Raw genomic sequence first — 18,728 nt, forward strand, 5'->3', positions numbered from 1 at the left:
CGGGCGCGCCGGCCTCAATCCCTCGCCAGCGTCGAGACCGCCCGGGGCTCGCGAGCCAGTTCGATGAAGGCCCGCACGTAGTCGATGGCGGTGTCCGTCTCGCGCGCGCCCAGGAAGATCTGCTTGGCGATGCCGCGCGCGCCCAGCCGCACGGGCACCACCTCCATCCTGGCCGCGTACTCCTCGACCAGCCAGCGCGGCAAGGCGGCCACGCCGCGGCCGCTGGCCACCATCTGCAGCATGATGTCGGTGGTCTCGATGGCCTTGTGGCGCCGGGGCGTCACGCCGGCCGGCAGCAGGAACTGGTTGTAGATGTCCAGGCGCTCGATGTCCACGGGGTAGCTGATCAGCACTTCCGGGGTCAACTGCTGCGGCTTCACGTAGGTCGCGGAGGCCAGCGCATGGCCCTTGGCCACCACGAGCACCTGCTCGTAGTCGAACACCGGCTCGAACTTCAGCCCCGGCTTGAACAGCGGATCGGGCGTGACCAGCAGGTCGATCTCGTAACCGAACAGCGCGCCGATCCCGCCGAACTGGAATTTCTGCTTCACGTCCACATCCACGTCGGGCCATGCCGCCAGATACGGCGACACCACCTTGAGCAGCCACTGGTAGCAAGGATGGCATTCCATGCCGATGCGCAGCGCGCCGCGCTCGCCCAGCGCGAACTGGCCCAGCCGCTCCTCGGCCAGGTCCAGTTGCGGCAGCACCCGGTTCGCCACCGCCAGCAGGTACTGGCCGGCCTGCGTCAGGCGCAGGCTGCGCCCTTCGCGCAGCCAGATGTCCGTGCCCAGTTGCTGCTCCAGCTTCTTCATGCTGTGGCTCAAGGCCGATTGGGTCAGGTTCAGCACGCCCGCGGCGGCCGTCAAGGACCCTTGCTTCTCGACCTGCTGGACGATGCTCAGATGGATGCGCTCAAGCATATGTATGAACCACTTTCATGGATTCGTGAAATAAAACCATTTTACTTCATTGGTCCCCATCGTTAGCATCGGCTTCCATTGTTCGTATGTATTTTTCGAAGCGGCCTGGCTTCACGGCGCCGCGCACCTTCATCCATCTGAAAACCAACATGACACGTCCACTCCGTGTAGTAGCGGTTTCCGGCGGACTGCAACGCCCGTCCAAGACAGCAGCGCTGGCCACCCACCTGCTGGACCTGATCGCCGATGAAGTGTCGTGCGAGCCGCGCCTGGTCGAGCTGGGACAGCTCGCGCCGCAACTCGCCGGAGCGGTCTGGCGCTCCCAGTTGCCCGACGCGGTGGAGCGGGAACTCGCGGCGGTCGAGCAAGCCGACGTCCTGGTCGTGGCGACCCCCGTCTATCGCGGCGCCTACTCAGGACTGTTCAAGCACTTCTTCGACTTCATTCACCAGGACGCCCTGATCGACAAGCCCGTCCTGCTGGCGGCCACCGGCGGCAGCGAGCGCCACGCCCTGATGATCGACCACCAGTTGCGGCCGCTGTTCAGCTTCTTCCAGGCGCGCACCTTGCCGCTGGGCGTCTACGCGACCGACAAGGATTTCGCCGACTACCGCCTGCAAGACGACGCCCTGATCGAGCGAGCCGGATTGGCGGTGCAACGGGCCTTGCCCCTGGTCGAATTGATCCGCCACGCGAGACCCGCCGCCGAGGAAGTCGTCGCGGCCTGAACCCGCCCAAGAGATTCAGCCTTCCTTTCGACAATCCATTCGCCGGATCATCATGGAAAACAATTTCACATTTGAAATCAAGCGTATTTGTTTCGATGAGAACTATCACCCATCGGACAATACGCGCATCACCACCAATTTCGCCAATCTGGCCCGCGGAACGAGCCGCCAGGAGAACCTGCGCAATACCCTGAAGATGATCGACAGTCGATTCAATGACCTGGCGCATTGGGACAACCCGAAAGGGGATCGCTATTCCGTCGATCTCGAGATCATTTCCGTCGAGATGAAGATCGATGCCGGGCACGGCATCGATGCGTTTCCGCTGATCGAGATCCTGAAGACGAAGATCATCGACAAGAAGAACGGCAAGCGCATCGAGGGGATTGCCGGGAACAATTTCTCGTCCTATGTGCGCGATTACGACTTCAGCGTGCTGCTGCCCGAGCACAACCGCGACAAATCCGAATTCGGCATCCCGGACGATTTCGGCGATCTGCATGGCAAGCTGTTCAAGCACTTCCTGAACTCGAGCGCTTACCGGGAAATCTCCGGCAAGCCGCCGGTGATCTGCATCAGCGCCTCGACCAGCAAGACCTATCACCGAACCGAGAATCAGCACCCGATCCTGGGCGTCGAGTATCGACAAAGCGAACTTTCGTCGACCGACCAGTATTTCGGGAAGATGGGCCTGCAGGTTCGCTATTTCATGCCGCCGAACAGTGTCGCGCCGCTGGCCTTTTATTTTCTCGGCGACCTGCTGGAGGATTACACCAATCTCGAGCTGATCGGCACCATCAGCGCGATGGAAACATTCCAGAAAATCTACCGCCCGGAAATCTACAACGCCAATTCCGCGGCGGGGAAGTGTTATCAGCCCAGCCTGAAGCATCGGGATTATTCACTGACCCGGATTGTCTACGACCGGGAAGAACGTAGCCAATTGGCCGTCAAGCAGGGGAAATTCACGGAAGAACACTTCATCAAGCCGTACAAGCACATTCTCGAGCAATGGGCTTCCAGCTGCGCTCTCTGATCAACCAAGCTTCGCGGAATCATTCGACATGAAAAAACTACTCCCGACTTCCACTGCCGGCAGCCTGCCCAAGCCATCCTGGCTCGCCCAACCTGAAAAGCTCTGGTCGCCCTGGAAACTGCAAGACGAGGAATTGACCGAGGGCAAGCACGATGCCCTGCGTCTGTCGCTGCAGGAGCAACAGCACGCGGGCATCGATATCGTCAGCGACGGGGAGCAGACGCGCCAGCATTTTGTCACCACCTTCATCGAGCACCTCGACGGGGTCGATTTTGAAAAGCGCGAGACGGTCAGGATTCGCGATCGCTACGATGCGAGCGTGCCGACCGTGGTCGGCGAGGTGAGTCGCCAGAAGCCGGTATTCGTGGAAGACGCCAGGTTCCTGCGTCAGCAAACCCGGCAGCCCATCAAGTGGGCCCTGCCCGGCCCGATGACGATGATCGACACGCTCTACGACGCCCACTACAAGAGCCGGGAAAAGCTCGCCTGGGAATTCGCCAAAATCCTCAACCAGGAAGCGAAGGAACTGGAGGCGGCCGGCGTCGACATCATCCAGTTCGACGAGCCTGCCTTCAACGTGTTCTTCGACGAGGTGAACGATTGGGGGGTGGCCACCCTGGAGCGGGCGATCGAGGGGCTCAAGTGCGAAACCGCCGTGCATATCTGCTACGGCTACGGCATCAAGGCCAATACCGACTGGAAGAAGACGCTGGGATCGGAATGGCGCCAATACGAGGAGTCGTTCCCGAAGCTGCAGCAATCCAGCATCGACATGATCTCGCTGGAATGCCACAACTCCCATGTCCCGATCGACCTGATCGAACTGGTTCGCGGCAAGAAAGTGATGGTGGGCGCCATCGACGTGGCAAGCAACACCATCGAGACGCCGGAGGAAGTCGCCAACACCCTGCGCAAGGCGCTGCGCTTCGTGGATGCCGACAAGCTCTATCCCTGCACCAACTGCGGCATGGCACCCTTGTCTCGCCAGGTGGCGAGAGGCAAGCTGAACGCGCTCAGCGCAGGCGCGGAAATCGTCCGCAGAGAACTGTCGGCCTGATCTCGCGCTGACGTCACCTCCGGCTCCCGAGCGGCCAGCGAAGCGCTCGCCCGGGAGCCGTCCTCCTCCTCAGGCCGTGAAGCCCGCCACCCGGTGCGGCACGTAAGGCGCCTCCAGCGTGGCAATCTCCTCCTCGCTCAGCTTCAGCTCGAGCGCGGCCACCGCGTCGCTCAGATGATGCGGCTTCGAGATGCCCACGATCGGCGCCGTCACCGTGCTCTTCTGCGCCACCCAGGCCAGCGCGACCTGGGCACGCGGCAGCTTGCGCGCCTCGGCCACCTTGGCGACCGCCTCCACCACGGCCTTGTCCGCGTCGGCGGTGGCCTGGTAGAGCCGCGTGCCGACGTTGTCGCTTTCCTGGCGTTCCGAGCTCTCGTCCCAGTTGCGCGTGAGACGGCCGCGCGCGAGCGGGCTCCACGGAATCACGGCGATGCCCTGGTCCGCGCAGAGCGGCAGCATTTCGCGCTCCTCCTCGCGGTACAGCAGGTTCAGGTGGTTCTGCATGCTGACGAATTCGGTCCAGCCGTGCTCGCGCGAGGTGTAGAGCGCCTTCGAGAACTGCCAGGCCGCCATCGACGAAGCGCCGATGTAACGCGCCTTGCCCGCCTTCACCACGTCGTGCAGCGCCTCCAGCGTTTCCTCGATCGGCGTGCCCGGGTCCCAGCGATGGATCTGGTAGAGATCGACATAGTCGGTGCCGAGCCGCTTCAGGCTGTGGTCGATCTCCGAGAAGATCGCCTTGCGCGACAGGCCCGCGCCGTTCGCGCCGGGCCGCATGCGATTGAACACCTTGGTGGCGATCACCACCTCGTCACGTTGCGCGTACTCGCGCAGCGCGCGGCCGACGATCTCTTCCGAGCTGCCGTCCGAATAGGTATTCGCGGTGTCGAAGAAGTTGATGCCGGCCTCGATCGCCTGGCGGATCAAGGGGCGGCTCTGGTCCTCGGGCAGCGTCCAGGCGTGGTTGCCGCGCGCCGGATCGCCGTAGGTCATGCAGCCGAGCACCAGTTTCGAGACCTCGAGGCCGGTGGCCCCGAACTTGACGTATTCCATTGCTACCTCGCTGATCGGTTGGGCGGACGGGCGCCGACGGCGAGCTTCGGTCTCGCGCCGGCCAATCCGGCATGATCCCCGATCGGCGCGGTTCCTGCTTCGAAGCGACCCGCCCGCCTTACGATTTCGTCAGCTTGCCGAGCCCGAGCTTGTCCATCGCCTCGTGCGCGTCGATCACCATGGTCGCGATGTCGCCCACCGTCACGCGCAGGCTGGTCGCCTTCGAGCGCATGTGCTCGTAGGCGTCGTTCTCGCTCAGGCGATGGGCCTCCATCAGGATGCGCATCGCCTTCTCGATCTGGCGGCGCGCCTTGATCGCCTCCTCCAGCTTGGCGATCTTGCCGTGCAGGCGCTGCTGGTAGCCGCAGGATGCGCGCGCCAGCACCAGCGTGCTGAGGATGCCGGAGGATCGATACGGCTTGGTGATGACGCCGTGCGCCTGGGTATCGACCAGCATCTTCAGCGCGGTCGGGTTCTCGTAGTCGGACAGGGCGATCAGCGTCGCGTCGGTATCGGCCGCGCACCAGTTGCCGGCGCTGCGCAATTCCGGCCCGACCAGGAACAGGATCACGTCCGCGTCGGCCGGCAGCCGCGCGGGAAACGGCCAGACCGGCCGCACCGGGCAGCCGATGCGATGCAGTTGCTCCTCGAGGATGCCGCGATCCTCGCCGGGCGGATGGATCACCACCACGCGCAGCGTGCGCAGATCGTCGAACAGCCGGCGCGCCCCCGCGCTCATGACGTTTCTCCATCGAGCCAGAAATCCGCGAAGCCATAGGCGGTGAGATAGGGATCGGGCCGCACCGGCCGGCGGCTCTCCCAGACCACCTTGAAGCGCCCGTCCGGCTGGCAGACCGCGATGCGCGGCGTGACGATCGCGTGATTGTTCTCGCGGTCGATCCGCAGCAGGCCTTCCGGCGAGTCGAATTCGACCTCGCGCACCGCCTCGACCAGACGCGCCGTGTCGAGGCTGCGGGTGCGTTCGAGCGCACGCGCGAACAACTGGACCTGGTTGTATGCCATTTCGGACCACATGCTGGCCGGCTGGTCGCCGAAGCGCGACCGCCAGGATTCGAGAAAGCGCCGGTTGCGCGGATTCTCCAGGGTGTTCACGTAGCTGGCGGAGACGATATGTCCGGCGCACAGCTCGGGACCGATCATGCCGATCTCGCCCTCCGTCATGGTCAGGCTGGCAATCGGAACCTGCCGCGGATCGAGCCCGCGCTGCCGGTACAGCGTGTAGAAGCTGCGGGCCGCGCGGCCGATCAGCGTCGACACCACCACGTCGGGCGCCTGGGCGCGGATCTCGTCGACCACCGCGGCCAGCGCGCCGTCGTCGGCGTCGCTGGGCAGGTACAGTTCCTCGACGATCTCCCCGCCGTTCTGCTCGACCACGTCGCGCATGATCCGGTTCGATTCTCGCGGATAGATGTAGTCGGCGCCAACCAGAAAAAAACGCCGCCCGTGATGACGCAGCAGCCAGGCCCCCAGCTGCATGTTGTTCTGGTTCGGCACCGCGCCGGTGTAGATGACGTTCGGCGAATACTCGAAACCTTCGTAGATCGAGCAGTACCAGAGCAGCGCGTTGTTGCGCTCGATCACCGGCAGCACCGCCTTGCGGCTCGACGAGGTCGAGCAGCCGAAGATCACCGTGACGTCGTCCTCCTGCAGCATGTGGGCGGCCAGGCGCCGGTACTCGTCGAGGCTGCAGCGCGGGTCGTGCACCACCGGATCGAGCGGCGCGCCCGCCACGCCGCCGGCCGCGTTGATTTCCTCGATCGCGAGCACGGTTCCGTAGAAATGCTCGGTTTCGGTCGCCGAGGTGGCGCCCGCGCGCGAGAACAGGACGCCGATTCGCCAGCCGGGTTCGGCGGACAAGACGGTGCTGGTAGTCATACGAATGTCCTATCGATCGTACAGGGCCTGGATCGCCGCCGGGCAGCTCGGGGTCTGCAAGGCCAGCATCAGCAGGATTCTCGCCTTGCGGGCGCCCAGGTTGTCGGCGAGCACGGCACCGGCGGCCGCGAGCGTGCCGCCGCCGCCCTCGAAACCGTAGGCGAGGCGAACCCGCCCGTTCGGCACCTGGGTGGCGATCACCACCGCCACGCCGGCGGCCAGCGCCTCGCGGATCGCGACGAACAGTTCCCGGTTGACGTTGCCGAAGCCGAGCGCCGCCACCACGATGCCGGCCGCGCCCGCGGCCACCGCCGCGCGCAGCAGCGTGCCGTCGGCGCCGGCGTACATCGGCACGATCTCCACGCGCGGCAGCTCGGCCGCCACCAGCGGCACATGCTGCCGGCGCAGCGGCGCGCGCGACATCACGAGGCGATCGTCGTCGACGCTGCCGAGCCAGCCGTGGTCGCCCGACTTGAAGGATTCTACGTCGGCCGTGTGGGTCTTGGTGGCCTCGCGCGCGGCGTTGACCTGGCCGTTGAGCACCACCAGCGTGCCCATCCCGCGCGCCTCGGGCGCCACGCACACGCGCGCCGCGTTCAGCAGGTTGCGCGGGCCGTCGGAATCGGGGAACGAGGCATTGCGCTGGGCGCCCGTCAACACCACCGGCTTGGCCGAGGCGATCGTCAGGTCCAGGAACCAGGCGGTCTCCTCCAGCGTGTCGGTGCCGTGCGAGACGATCGCGCCGGCGATCTCCTCGCGCGCCAGCGCCGCCGATACCGCCTGGTGCAAGGCAAGCCAGCGCGACGGCCCCATGTAGTCGGATGGCAGGTTGAACAATTCGCTCAACTCCAGGCGCGCGACCCGGGCGATGGCCGGCACGCTCGCCAGCAGGTCCTCGCCGGAGAGCACCGGAACCGCCGCCCGCGTCACCGGATCGAGCTTCATCGCGATGGTGCCGCCGGTGGCGAAACAGGCGCACAGCGGCAGCGTGTCCGGCAACCGCCGCGCGTCGGCGGTGCCGGTGAACGGGTTCATGTCCGCCATCGCCTCACACCCTCAGATGCTCGAAGATCGCCGCCGCCGCGCCCGGGTCCCTCGCCGCGCCCTGCTCGACGATCTCGCCCTGCTTGAGCACCGCGTAGCGATCGGCCAGCCCCAGCGCGAACGGCACGTTCTGCTCGATCAGCAGCAGCGTGGTGCCGTGGCGCTGCCGCTCCCAGCGCAAGGCCTCGGCCAGGCGCTCGATCACCGACGGCTGCAGGCCCTCGGTGATCTCGTCGAGCAGGATCAGCGAGGCGCGCATCATCAGGGCGCGCGCCACCAGCAGCATCTTCTGCTCGCCGCCGGAGAGCGTGCCCGCGTGCTGCCCGAGCCGGGTGCGAAACACCGGGAACACCTCGACCACCTCCTCGAAGCGCGCGTCGAACACCGAGGGATCCGGCAGCCCCAGGCGCAGGTTGTCGCGAATCGACAGGTCCTGGAACAGCGCATGCTCCTGCGGCGCGTAGGCCACCCCGGCCCGCGCGATACGATGCGGCGGCAAGCGCGTGATCTCGCTGCCGTTCAGGCGGATCGCGCCGCCCTGGCTGGGCAGGTAGCCCATGATCGTCTTGAGCAAGGTGGTCTTGCCCATGCCGTTCTTGCCGAGCAGCGCCAGCGTCTCGCCCTCGGCGATCGACAGCGAGAGCTCGCGCAGCACGATCGAGGCGCGATATCCGCTGGTCACGCGCTCGACCTGCAATGCCATGGCGCTCATCGGTCATCTCCTTGTGTTGCCGCGCCGGCATCGCCGGTCGGCTGGCCGGTCCCGGCGTAGATGGTGCGCACCAGCTCCGAATGGACCACCTCGTCGAAGCTGCCCGCCATCACGATGCGGCCCTGGTGCAGCACCACGATGCGGGTCGCGATCTCCTCGACGAACTCGAGATCGTGCTCGACCAGCAGGCAGCACAGCCCATGGCGATGCGCGAGCGAGGCCAGCACCGCGCCGATCCGGGTGCGCTCGGTCTTGGTCAGGCCCGCGGTGGGCTCGTCGAGCAGCACGATGCGCGGCTCCAGCGCCAGCACCATCGCCAGTTCGAGCGCCTGCTGCTCGCCGTGCGAGAGATCCCTGGCCGTCACCGCGAGCTTGCGGTCCAGCTGCGTGGCGCGCATCACTTCCAGCGCATAGGCCGGCAGCGCCAGCGTCGGCGCGCGGCGCAGCAGCGACGGCCGCTCCACCAGCGCGCCGGCGATCCGCAGGCATTCGGCCACGCTCAGCGTCTCGAAGATGTTGGCGTTCTGGAACTTGCGCCCGAGCCCGAAGCGCACGCCGTGCTCGGGCGCCAGGCGCCGGATGTCGTGCCCGCACAGCTCGACGGTGCCGGCGGAACGCTCGGCGCCATCGCTCATGCAACGCATCAGCGTGGTCTTGCCGGCGCCGTTCGGGCCGATCAGGCCGACCAGCTCGCCCGCGCGCGCCTCGAAATCGATCCCCTGCAACACCTTCAGGCTGCCGAAGCGTTTCTCGACGCCGGCCATGCGCAGGGCGGGGCCGTCAGGCGCCGCCACCCGCGCCGCGCCGGCGGCGCGCTCGACCAGCCGCGGCGTGCGCGCGGCGCGATCGAGCCGGAACGGCCAGGCCAGCAGCGGCACCAGCCCCTGCGGCAGCAGCACGATCACCAGCACGAAGGCCGCGCCGAGGATCAACTGCCAGGCGAACGGCATGCTGCCGCTCAGGTAGGAGGTCGCCACGTTGATCAGCAAGGCGCCGAGCACCGGCCCCCAGAGCGTGCCGCGCCCGCCCAGCGCCACCCAGATGATCAGCTGCGTGCCGAGCACGAAGCCGGTCAGCTCGGGCGCGACCACGCCGCTGAAGCTGGCATAGCCGAAGCCGGCCACGCTGGCGACGATCGCCGCCGCCACCAGCAGCACGATCTTGATCAGCGAGGTGCGGATGCCCAGGTAGGCGCAGCGCGATTCGTTATCGCGGATCGCCAGCAGCACGCGCGCGCCGTCGCTGCGCACCACGGCCCAGGCCAGCAGCACGATCGCGGCCAGGCCCAGGCCCGCGATCCAGTACCAGGCCGACAGCGACAGGTCGAACATCGGGTAGCCGGTCAGGCCCGAGCTGGAGCCGGTCCACTCGCCGCCCGACAACAGCAGCTGGCTCAGCACGATCGGCAGCACCAGCGACATGACCGTGGCGAAGAACGGCGAGGCGCCCCGGTAGAAGGACAGCCAGCCCAGCAGCAGCGCGACCAGCGCCGCCGCCGCGATCGCGATGCCCAGCGCCAGCAGCACGTAGCCGGGTGAGAAGCCGCCGTGGGTGAACACCAGGGCCGCCGCGTAGGCGCCGATGCCGAAGAAGGCCGACTGTCCGAAGCTCAGGTAACCCGTGTAGCCCCACAGCAGGTCGACCGTGACCGCGACCATCGAGAAGAAGAAGGCCTGGATCAGCACATTGAGCAGGTAGGTGCCGAACAGGAAGGGACCGCCGGCGAGCAGCGCGAGCGCCAGCGCGGCCAGCGCCAGCGCGCCGCCCGGCAGCGCGCCCTTGCGCCCGGGCGCCGGCGGTTCGCGATGTTCGCCCAGGCCGCGCCCGGCAAACCAGGTCTTGACGTCAGGCATGGGACAACCCCTTGGGAAAGACGCGCAGCGTCAGCGCCGCCAGCACCGCGATGGTCAGGCCGCCGAGCACCGGGCTGACGAAGGTGCTCACCAGCACCTGGCAGGCGCCGAACACCAGGCAGGTCAGCAGCAGGCCGAGCATCGAATAGCCGGACACCATCACCAGCATGAAGGCGTTGACCAGGTACGGCAGCCCCATGTTCGGATCGACGCTGGACAGCGGCGTGATCAGCATGCCGGCCAGCGAGCCGAGCGCGGCGCCGAGGCTGAAGGTGATGAAGCGGATACGCCCCGAGTGAATCCCCAGGCCGCGCGCGAGGTCCTCGTTCATGATCACGGCGCGCGTCTTCACGCCGAAGCGCGTGCCGTTCAGCAGCGCGCTCAAGGCGGCGCACAGCACGATCGCGATCGGCACCAGCAGCAGCCGGTACGCCGAGTAGGCGGTGCCGGCCACCGACAGCGCGCCGTTGACGGGCGCCTCGACGAACTGCACCTCGCGCCCGAAGCCCATCACGATCAACTGGCCGATCACGATGCCGAGCCCCCAGGTGGCCAGGATCGCGTCGAGCGGCCGCTTGTAGAGCGGCCTCACGATCGCCGCTTCGACCAGCATGCCCACCGCGACGCCGACCGCCAGCGACAGCGGCACCCCGAACCAGGGATCGAGCTTCAGTTGCGTGACGATGAAGCTGGCATAGGCGCCCATCGTGAGCAGCGCGCCATGCGCGAAATTGACGATCTTCATCACGCCGAAGATCACCATCAGGCCCGCCGTCACGATGAACAGCAAGGCGGCGGTGGTCAGGACATCCAGAGCGAGGACCATGAGCGTTTCCTCCGGGAGGTCATTGCTTGAGATTCGGGCATTGCGCGCCCGGATCGACGTCCGGGAAGGTCTGCAGGATCTTCACGCCGCCGTCGGGCTGGATCTGGCCGAGCCGCATCGAGAGCGGCGTGTGGTGGCCGCGATCCATGCTCACCTTGCCGCGCGGACCGTCGAAGCTCACCGTGCCGAGCGCCTGCACCACCTTGGCCGGATCGGTGCCGCCAGCCTTCTCGACGGCGGCCTTGTACAGGTAGAACGCCTCGTATTGCGGCTCCGACAGTTCGTTCGGCGTCTTCAGGTCGTGCCCGAAGCGCTGCTGCAGGGCCGCGAGGAACTTGCGGTTGGCCGGCGTATCGATGCTCGTGAAGTAGGAACCCGCCATGTAGATGCCGCCGGCGACGTCGCCCATGCTCTTCGCGGTGGCCTCGTCGATCGCCAGGTTGCCGTAGGGCAGCGTCATCCCCGCGCTCTTCAACTGCTTGGCGAGCGAGACGTTCGGCGCGCCGCCGGCCGTGGCGCTGATCAGCGCGTCGGGATGCGCGGCGCGGATCTTCGAGAGGATCGGCGTCCAGTCGGTGCCGTCGATCGGCAGGTATTCCTCGCCCACCACCTTGCCGCCATGCTGCTCGATGGTCTTCCTGGTGAACTCGAGCATGCCGCGGCCGAACGCGTAGTCGTTGCCGACCAGGTAGAACTGCCTGGCGCCCTTGTTCTTCATGAAGTAGTCCACCACCGGCGCGACCTGCTGCTCGGGCACCCAGCCATTCACGTACATCCAGGGGCTGCACGAGCGTCCCTCGTAGAACGAGGTGTAGATCAGCGGCTTGCGGCCGCGGGCGACCGCCGGCAGTGCCGCGTTGCGGGCCGCGCTGGTCTCCATCGAGATCAGCGCGTCGACGTTCTTCTGGAACACCAGGGTGTCGTAGGCCTTCTGCGCGCCTACCGCGCCCGATGCGTCGTCGGCGATCTCCAGTTCGAGCTTGCGCCCCAGGATGCCGCCCGCGGCGTTGATCTCGTCGACGGCCAGTTGCGAGGCCTGCACGACGGCCGGCGCCACCACGCTGTTGGCGCCCGACAGGCCGACGGCCACGCCGATGCGGATCGGCTCGGCGGCCGACGCGGCGCTGCCGAACCAGGCCAGCGCGGTGAGCACGGCGGCGATGCCGCGAAGTTTGAATGCAGACATGTGGCGCTCCTTGATGAGGATGAATCGTGTGATGATCTGGATTGCTGAATGTGGGACGCCGGCGTTCAAGGCCGGCTGGACGCAAGCGCGGCGGGCCTCGGCGCCTCGTAGACCTCGGGGCGGCGATCGCGCTGCACGTGGTTGAAGGCATTGAGCGCGCGGCCGGCTCGGATCCGCTCGACGTCGAGCGGCGCGTAGAGGATCGCGGCCTGGTCTTGAGGCGCCGGGCCCGCCAGCGGCCAGCCGTCGCCGCCGACGATCAGGCTCTGGCCGATGAACAACTGGCCGCGCTCCGAGCCGATCCGGTCCGCGCAGGCGATCATCAGGCCATTGCTGTGGGCGGCGGCCATCGCAAGCGTGGTGGCCATGGCCGGGCGATCGGCGGGCTGGGCCGGCATCGGCACCCAGTTGGTCGGCACGCAGACCAGGTCCGCGCCCTGCCCGGCCGCCAGCCGGAACACCTCGGGAAACCAGCCGTCGTAGCAGATCGCCACGGCCACGCGCCCGAATGCGGTGTCGAACACCGGCACGCCGAGGTTGCCGGGTTCGAAGAACAGGTTTTCCTGGCCCCAGAGATGCAGCTTGCGGTAGCGGCCGATCAGGCCGGCCGGGCCGATGAACACGGCCGAGTTGTAGAGCCGCTGGTCCTCGCGCTCGGCGATGCCGGCGACCAGGTGCACGCCGAGCCGGCGCGCGGCCTCCGACCAGGCGCGCACCGTCTCGCTGTCGGCCAGCGGCTCGGACAGCGCGAAGGCTTCGGCACGGCTCGCGAACACGTAACCGCTGTTGGCGAGCTCGGGCAGCACGATGAGCGAGGCGCCCTGCGCGGCGGCCTGCTCGATGCAGCGGATCGATGCCTCGACGTTGTCCCGCGTATGGCCCACGCGCGGCTCCATCTGCACGCAGGCGACCAGGGGCAAGGCATGGCTGGACGCCTCGGCGAGGCGTGATGGCTTGTCCAATTCGTTCTCCAAAAGCAAAAAGCCCCCGAACCGGCGTTCTCACGCAAGTTCGGGGGCTACGTAGCCTTCCATGTTCGGCGCGGCAACGTTGCCGCGATGGCGGCCGGGCCTTGCCCAATCACCATGGGCTCGAATGTAGGGCCGCCAAAAATAACCGTCAACGCCATCCAAGCCCTTTACGGGTATGTCCTGAACGCCCGCTTTTCCGAGGGATTCGTCGATCGGCGCCCGGGTGCGCCGTGTTACCCTGCCAGCGCCCGCGCCAGCGAGCCGTCGCTTCACCGCCAATCACAACAACATCGAATCGATAACACAATGATCGCCAACATCCTGATCGGCCTGGTCGCCGCCATTCACATCTATATCGTGGTGCTCGAGATGTTCCTCTGGACCACGCCGAAGGGCCGGCGCGTGTTCGGGCTGACGGCCGAATTCGCGCAGCAGACGCGCGTGCTCGCCGCCAACCAGGGCCTCTACAACGGTTTCCTCGCGGCCGGTTTGATCTACGGGCTGGCGGCCGTCGACGGGCAGGCCTTCAAGCTCTTCTTCCTGGCCTGCGTGATCGTCGCCGGCGTGTTCGGCGCGGCCACCGCCAGCCGCCGCATCCTGTTCGTTCAGGCGCTGCCGGCCGCGATCGCCTTGATCGCCCTGCTCGCGAAGGTCTGAACGTCGGCCAGCCGGCCCGGCATCAGCGCTCGACGAGATCGCGCAGCGCCGCCTCCAGGCCGGCGAAACGGAACACGAAACCCTCGCGCTGCAGGCGCGCGGGCACGACATGCTGGCCGTCGAGCAGCAGCTCCGCCATCTCGCCTGCCGCCCGACGCAGCGGCGCCGCGGGCAGCCGGAACCACGCCGGCCGTCGCAGCACCCGCCCCGCCGTGCGCGCGAATTCCGCCTGGCTCGGCGCCTCGGGCGCCACGGCGTTGTAGACGCCGCGCATCGCGTCGCGATGCATCGCTTCGGCGATCAGGCGCAGCACGTCGTCGCGATGGATCCAGCTCATCACCTGCCGGCCATCGCCGAGGCGCCCGCCCAGGCCGACGCGATAGGGCAGCAACATCAGCGGCAAGGCGCCGCCCGGCCCGAACACCAGCCCCAGCCGCAGCACCATCTTGCGGATCGACCAGGCATCGAGCGGCGCGGCAGCGGCTTCCCAGCGCCTGCAAAGCTCCGACATGAAGCCGCTGCCGGGGCGGCTGGTCTCGTCCAGCCGTTCCTCGGGCGCGCGCACGCCGTAGTAACCGATCGCCGAAGCCTGGATCCATAGCGCCGGCCGATGCGCGGCGCCCTCCACCCAGCGCAGCAGCGCCTCGGTCACGCCCACCCGGCTGGCCAGCAGCGTCGCCCGCCGTTTCGCGCTCCAGCGCGGCCCGAGCACCGGCGCGCCGGCCAGGTTGATCACCACATCAAAATGTTCGTGCGCATGCAACTGATCGAGCGCCGTCACGCAGCGCACGCGCCCGCCGAACTGATAGGCGGCACGCAAGGGCGAGCGCGTCAGCAGCGTGACGCGGTGGCCGGCATCGAGCAGTTGCCCGACCAGCGCCTCGCCGATGAAGCCGGTGCCGCCGGTCACCAACACGCTGCGATACGCCTGCCCCGCGAACGGATTGGCGGGCGGCGCGCGCCGCCCCATGCGCCAGGCGGCCAGCCCGTCGCGCAGGCCCGAGGCGGCCACGCCGAGCGCGAACAGGCTCAGCAGCCAGCCTCGCCATCCCAGCTCGAGCCGCATCAACGCCGTGGGCAAGGACGCCCAGTGCCACAGCTGCATCGCATAGAGCCCGAACACGGCGCCGCCGTTGATCGCGAGCAGCGTGTGCAGCACGCGCTCGGTGGCGGGCAGCTTGCGGCTGCCGTCCTCCACCACGAAGTCCCACAAGGTCAGCAGCACCTCGACCAGCACCGGCGCGGCGATCGCCAGCGTCCAGGCGCCGAGGAAGGCCAGGTGCGCGATCGACGCGAAGGCCAGGCCATACAGCAGCGCGCGCACGGCATGGATCGCCAGCTCCAGGCGCGCCTTGGGGCGATGCGCGAGATCCTCGGTGAATTCATGGTGGTAGAGCGTATCGAAGCCGCCCATCAAGCCCTGCACGATCAGCAGGCTGACGGCCCAGTCGAGCGCGGGCACGGTGTTCATGCGCGGTCCTCCTTCCAGAGCCATAGCAGCGGCGGCACCATCAGCAGCAGCGCCGCCGCGTCCGCCACGAGATGCGAGCCGACCCGCGCCTGCCAGGAGATCAGCATGTCCTGCGGCGCCCAGAGCAGCAGCCCGGCCAGCAGCCAGCCCCAGGCCGCGCGCTGCCGCAGCCGGTTGCCGAGATGGACCAGCGCCAGCATCCAGACGCCCGCGCATTGCACGGTGGCGCCGAGCAGGGCCAGCCACCATTGCTGCTGCAGGCGCGCCTCGGCCGGCGCGGCGCCCGGCCAGAAATGCGCTTCGATGCCCTGTTGGTAGCCGTCGAGCAGCGAGCTGCCGGCCAGCCAGGGCAGCAGCGCGCCGACGAGCAGATGGGCGATCGCGGCGGCGTACATCCAGGTCACGATCCAATCGCGTTTCGAGCGCCGCGGGCCCCGATCCGCGGCAGCCAGCGCCATGCCGGAAGCCTCGCCGGCAGGCGCCTCGTTCTTCAGGAAGGGATTGCCGTGGAGCGCGCAACCGCCGCTATCGCAAGCGGGCGGCAGGCGATAGCCGAGGCGGCGGGAGACGGCGTGTCGGTGACGCGCCAGCATGCGATACAGCCCCGCGAACACGCCGCTCAGCCCCGGCACGCGCAAGGGCCAGGCACGCCAGCCGCGCCCGACCAGCGTATAGGCGGCCAGCATGCAGTCGATCCCGACCAGCACGCGCCCGTCGGCCGTGCGGCTGTGCATCTCGCGATTCATCGCAGCCAGCTCCATGCCCAGCGGCGCGGGATCGAAACCCGCCGCGGCGATATCCACGAAGCCCAGCCGGCGATGCGCGTCCCAGCCTCGAAGGCGCTGCATCTGGTCGACGCAGAGCGGACAGCTTCCATCGAAGTACAGCACCAGCGCGGCGGGCGTCATGACCGGGATTCCTTTTCGACAGGCACCTCGATACGGGATGTCCAGCCGAGGTGCGAAGCGGTGGACACGAGCCGAATATTCTCATATTTCTGTAACGACAGAAATATGAGAAGCGACAGAAATTCCTGTCACGTGGCGCACCTCGCCCACGCTTTCATTTCCTTGTCGCCCAGCTCGCGCGTCACGGCCTCGCAGGCACATTCGCTGCTGGTCCGCATCGCATGGGAATCGCCTCGTCCGTCATATCCAGCAACACATATCGCCGGCTGCGGGCCGTCGCCGCGCGCTTCGCGCGCCGGCCTCGGATGCCGCGCCATGCCACCTCGCCGGCATCGCACCCCAAGCGCTTTGCATAGCGCGATTCCTCGTTTGCGGCGCATCGGCGCGTCGATAACAATCGAGCGCTGCACGCATCGACGCCCTGCACCGCCTTGCGATCGGCAAGACCCACAACACGAAACCCGCCCCACGCTGCCTCGGAGACGCCCTACATGCCAGACCCGAACGCCTCATCGAACGGCGCGCTCGATTCGCCCGAGCGCCGCGGCGCCATGCGCCGGCTCGCCATGACCACCGCCGGCGCCATGACGGCCAGCCTGCTGCCCGGCGTGGCGCGCGCCGCCGGCGACGGCACGGCCACCCCGCCCGCGCCCGCCACCGCGCCGCTGGAGGTCGCGCCCTGGACCCGCGAGCCGGGCGCGCCGCTGCTCACGCCGCCTTATGGCCTGCCGAGCCGGCACGAGGCCGACGTGATCCGGCGCAGCGCGCGGCCGGCCGCGATGCCGGGCTCCGGCTCGTCGATGACGCCGCTGGCCGAGCTGCACGGCACGCTGACGCCGAACGGCCTCGTCTACGAGCGCCATCACGCGGGCGTGCCCGCCATCGATCCCGACCAGCATCGCCTGGCCGTGCACGGCCTGGTGCGCGAGCCGCGGCTCTACACGCTGGACGACCTGCTGCGCTTTCCCTCCGAGACGCGCATCCACTTCCTCGAATGCTCGGGCAATACGCGCAGCGAATGGAGCGGCCCGAGCGGCCAGCCGGTGCAGTTCACGCACGGGCTGCTGTCCTGCTGCGAATGGACCGGCGTGCCGCTGGCCACCCTGCTCGACCAATCCGGCATCGATCCCTCGGCGCACTGGCTGCTGGCCGAAGGCGCCGACGGCGCGGCCATGACGCGCAGCCTGCCGCTCGACCGGATCCTCGATCGCGCGCTGGTGGTCTACGCGCAGAACGGCGAACGGCTGCGCCCGGAGAACGGCTATCCCTTGCGGCTGATCGTGCCCGGCTTCGAGGGCAATACCAACATCAAGTGGCTGCGGCGCCTCAAGCTGATCGCGGCGCCCGAGATGACGCGCGAGGAAACCTCGAAGTACACCAACCTGCTGGCCAACGGCTGCGCGCGCCAGTTCGTGTTCGAGATGGATGCGAAATCGGTGATCACGCGCCCCTCGGCCGGGCATCGCCTGGGCGCGCGCGGTTATTACGCCGTCAGCGGTTATGCCTGGTCGGGGCGCGGCCGGATTCGGCGCGTGGAGGTGTCGACCGACGGCGGCCGCCGATGGCGCGAGGCGCGGCTCACGGGCGCCGTGCACGATCGCGCGCTGACGCGCTTCGAGGCCGACTGGAACTGGGACGGCGGTCCCGCCGACCTGCAGAGCCGCGCGATCGACGAGACCGGTTACGTGCAGCCGACGCGCGAGGCGCTGGTGGCCGTGCGCGGCCTGAATTCGGAGTACCACTACAACGGCATCCAGAACTGGCATGTCGATGCGAGCGGCGAGGTGCGCAATGCCTGAACATCAAGGAGCAAGCCGGCCCGGCGTGTCGATCCGGATCCTGCTGGCCGCGCTCGCGGCCGCGGCGCTGGGCTCGGCCTGCACCGGCAGCGGCGGCGGGACCGGGCCGGCAGCCATGACGGCGACCACGCCCGCGCATCAATACAATCTGGGCCAGCCCGTGACCGAAGCCGCCTTGTCGGCCTGGAACATCGATATCGCGCCCGACGGCCAGGGCCTGCCGCCCGGCTCGGGCAGCGTCGCGCACGGCGGCCAAATCTACCAGCAGAAATGCGCGATGTGCCACGGCGCGAAGGGCGAAGGCGGCATCGGCGATCCGCTGGTGGGGGGCATCGGCAGCCTGGCGAGCCAGAAGCCGAAGAAGACGGTCGGCAGCTACTGGCCCTACGCGAGCACGCTGTTCGACTACATCCGCCGCGCCATGCCCTACAACGCGCCCGGCTCGCTGAGCGCCGACGAGGTGTATGCGCTCAGCGCCTACCTACTCAACCGCAACGGCATCGTGCCGGACGGCACCACGCTCGACGCGACCACGCTGCCCCGGGTCAGGATGCCGAATCGCGACGGCTTCGTGCCCGATCCGCGGCCCGGCACGCTGTAGCGGCAAG

General features: G+C 68.0%; 18 protein-coding genes. 6 read left to right on the plus strand and 12 right to left on the minus strand.

Annotation, left to right across the window (positions count from 1 at the left end):
* Nucleotides 1–14: 14 nt before the first annotated feature.
* Entirely contained in the window at nt 15–923 is a 909-nt protein-coding gene (locus BM43_RS06995; protein ID WP_036056141.1) for a LysR family transcriptional regulator, read from the minus strand.
* Nucleotides 924–1,072: 149 nt separating this feature from the next.
* On the opposite strand from BM43_RS06995, the gene msuE reads away from it, so the two are divergent.
* The 3 genes from msuE to BM43_RS07010 are packed head-to-tail and all read left to right on the plus strand — an operon-like array spanning nt 1,073 to nt 3,744.
* Complete coding sequence (msuE, locus tag BM43_RS07000) at nt 1,073–1,651, plus strand: FMN reductase (protein WP_036057269.1); 579 nt, start codon at nt 1,073–1,075, stop codon at nt 1,649–1,651.
* 52 nt (nt 1,652–1,703) lie between these two features.
* On the plus strand, nt 1,704–2,687 hold the full coding sequence (locus BM43_RS07005) for a DUF1852 domain-containing protein (RefSeq protein WP_036056138.1): 984 nt from the start codon (nt 1,704–1,706) through the stop codon (nt 2,685–2,687).
* 28 nt (nt 2,688–2,715) lie between these two features.
* On the plus strand, nt 2,716–3,744 hold the full coding sequence (locus tag BM43_RS07010; protein WP_036056136.1) for a methionine synthase: 1,029 nt from the start codon (nt 2,716–2,718) through the stop codon (nt 3,742–3,744).
* Between the two features lie 69 nt (nt 3,745–3,813).
* Here the strand turns inward: BM43_RS07010 and BM43_RS07015 are convergent, their stop codons facing one another.
* The 9 genes from BM43_RS07015 to BM43_RS07055 all read right to left on the minus strand — a co-directional run bounded on the left by BM43_RS07015 (nt 3,814) and on the right by BM43_RS07055 (nt 13,210).
* A complete protein-coding gene (locus tag BM43_RS07015; RefSeq protein WP_025101301.1) occupies nt 3,814–4,797 on the minus strand; it encodes an aldo/keto reductase in 984 nt (327 codons plus the stop codon).
* 118 nt (nt 4,798–4,915) lie between these two features.
* Nucleotides 4,916–5,536 (minus strand): ANTAR domain-containing response regulator, encoded by a 621-nt coding sequence (locus tag BM43_RS07020; RefSeq protein ID WP_017918254.1) that lies wholly within the window; start codon nt 5,534–5,536, stop codon nt 4,916–4,918.
* Nucleotides 5,533–6,693 carry a transporter substrate-binding domain-containing protein gene (locus BM43_RS07025; RefSeq protein WP_036056134.1) on the minus strand — a complete coding sequence of 387 codons (1,161 nt, stop codon included), beginning with the start codon at nt 6,691–6,693 and terminating at the stop codon, nt 5,533–5,535. Before BM43_RS07025 ends, BM43_RS07020 begins: the two co-directional genes overlap by 4 nt.
* Before the next feature lie 9 nt (nt 6,694–6,702).
* A complete protein-coding gene (locus tag BM43_RS07030; protein WP_042284590.1) occupies nt 6,703–7,728 on the minus strand; it encodes an asparaginase in 1,026 nt (341 codons plus the stop codon).
* Nucleotides 7,729–7,741: 13 nt separating this feature from the next.
* Nucleotides 7,742–8,449 (minus strand): branched-chain amino acid ABC transporter ATP-binding protein, encoded by a 708-nt coding sequence (locus BM43_RS07035; protein ID WP_025101304.1) that lies wholly within the window; start codon nt 8,447–8,449, stop codon nt 7,742–7,744.
* Complete coding sequence (locus BM43_RS07040; protein WP_080742036.1) at nt 8,446–10,302, minus strand: ABC transporter permease subunit; 1,857 nt, start codon at nt 10,300–10,302, stop codon at nt 8,446–8,448. Before BM43_RS07040 ends, BM43_RS07035 begins: the two co-directional genes overlap by 4 nt.
* The gene (locus BM43_RS07045; RefSeq protein WP_017918249.1) at nt 10,295–11,128 is read right to left on the minus strand and encodes a branched-chain amino acid ABC transporter permease; all 834 of its coding nucleotides are present in this window, start codon (nt 11,126–11,128) and stop codon (nt 10,295–10,297) included. Before BM43_RS07045 ends, BM43_RS07040 begins: the two co-directional genes overlap by 8 nt.
* A gap of 19 nt (nt 11,129–11,147) precedes the next feature.
* Nucleotides 11,148–12,314: a substrate-binding protein gene (locus BM43_RS07050; RefSeq protein ID WP_036056133.1), complete on the minus strand. Its 1,167-nt coding sequence runs from the start codon at nt 12,312–12,314 to the stop codon at nt 11,148–11,150.
* A gap of 65 nt (nt 12,315–12,379) precedes the next feature.
* Entirely contained in the window at nt 12,380–13,210 is an 831-nt protein-coding gene (locus BM43_RS07055) for a nitrilase family protein (protein WP_080742040.1), read from the minus strand.
* A 381-nt stretch (nt 13,211–13,591) separates the two neighbouring features.
* On the opposite strand from BM43_RS07055, the gene BM43_RS07060 reads away from it, so the two are divergent.
* Nucleotides 13,592–13,942, plus strand: coding sequence for a DUF1304 domain-containing protein (locus tag BM43_RS07060; protein WP_013690396.1), 351 nt, complete (start codon nt 13,592–13,594; stop codon nt 13,940–13,942).
* Between the two features lie 22 nt (nt 13,943–13,964).
* On the opposite strand, the gene BM43_RS07065 is transcribed toward BM43_RS07060, so the two are convergent.
* Together BM43_RS07065 and BM43_RS07070 are read right to left on the minus strand one after the other, a co-directional pair.
* Nucleotides 13,965–15,413, minus strand: a complete 1,449-nt coding sequence (locus BM43_RS07065) for a TIGR01777 family oxidoreductase (RefSeq protein WP_036056132.1) — start codon at nt 15,411–15,413, stop codon at nt 13,965–13,967.
* A complete protein-coding gene (locus BM43_RS07070) occupies nt 15,410–16,321 on the minus strand; it encodes a thiol-disulfide oxidoreductase DCC family protein (protein ID WP_036056129.1) in 912 nt (303 codons plus the stop codon). Before BM43_RS07070 ends, BM43_RS07065 begins: the two co-directional genes overlap by 4 nt.
* A 491-nt stretch (nt 16,322–16,812) precedes the next feature.
* Between BM43_RS07070 and soxC the strand changes: the two genes are divergently transcribed.
* Nucleotides 16,813–18,120: a sulfite dehydrogenase gene (gene soxC, locus BM43_RS07075; protein WP_080742035.1), complete on the plus strand. Its 1,308-nt coding sequence runs from the start codon at nt 16,813–16,815 to the stop codon at nt 18,118–18,120.
* A 115-nt stretch (nt 18,121–18,235) separates the two neighbouring features.
* Nucleotides 18,236–18,721 carry a c-type cytochrome gene (locus BM43_RS07080; protein ID WP_244103978.1) on the plus strand — a complete coding sequence of 162 codons (486 nt, stop codon included), beginning with the start codon at nt 18,236–18,238 and terminating at the stop codon, nt 18,719–18,721.
* Nucleotides 18,722–18,728 lie beyond the last annotated feature (7 nt).

Source organism: Burkholderia gladioli, assembly GCF_000959725.1.
GTDB classification, from domain to species: Bacteria; Pseudomonadota; Gammaproteobacteria; order Burkholderiales; family Burkholderiaceae; genus Burkholderia; species Burkholderia gladioli.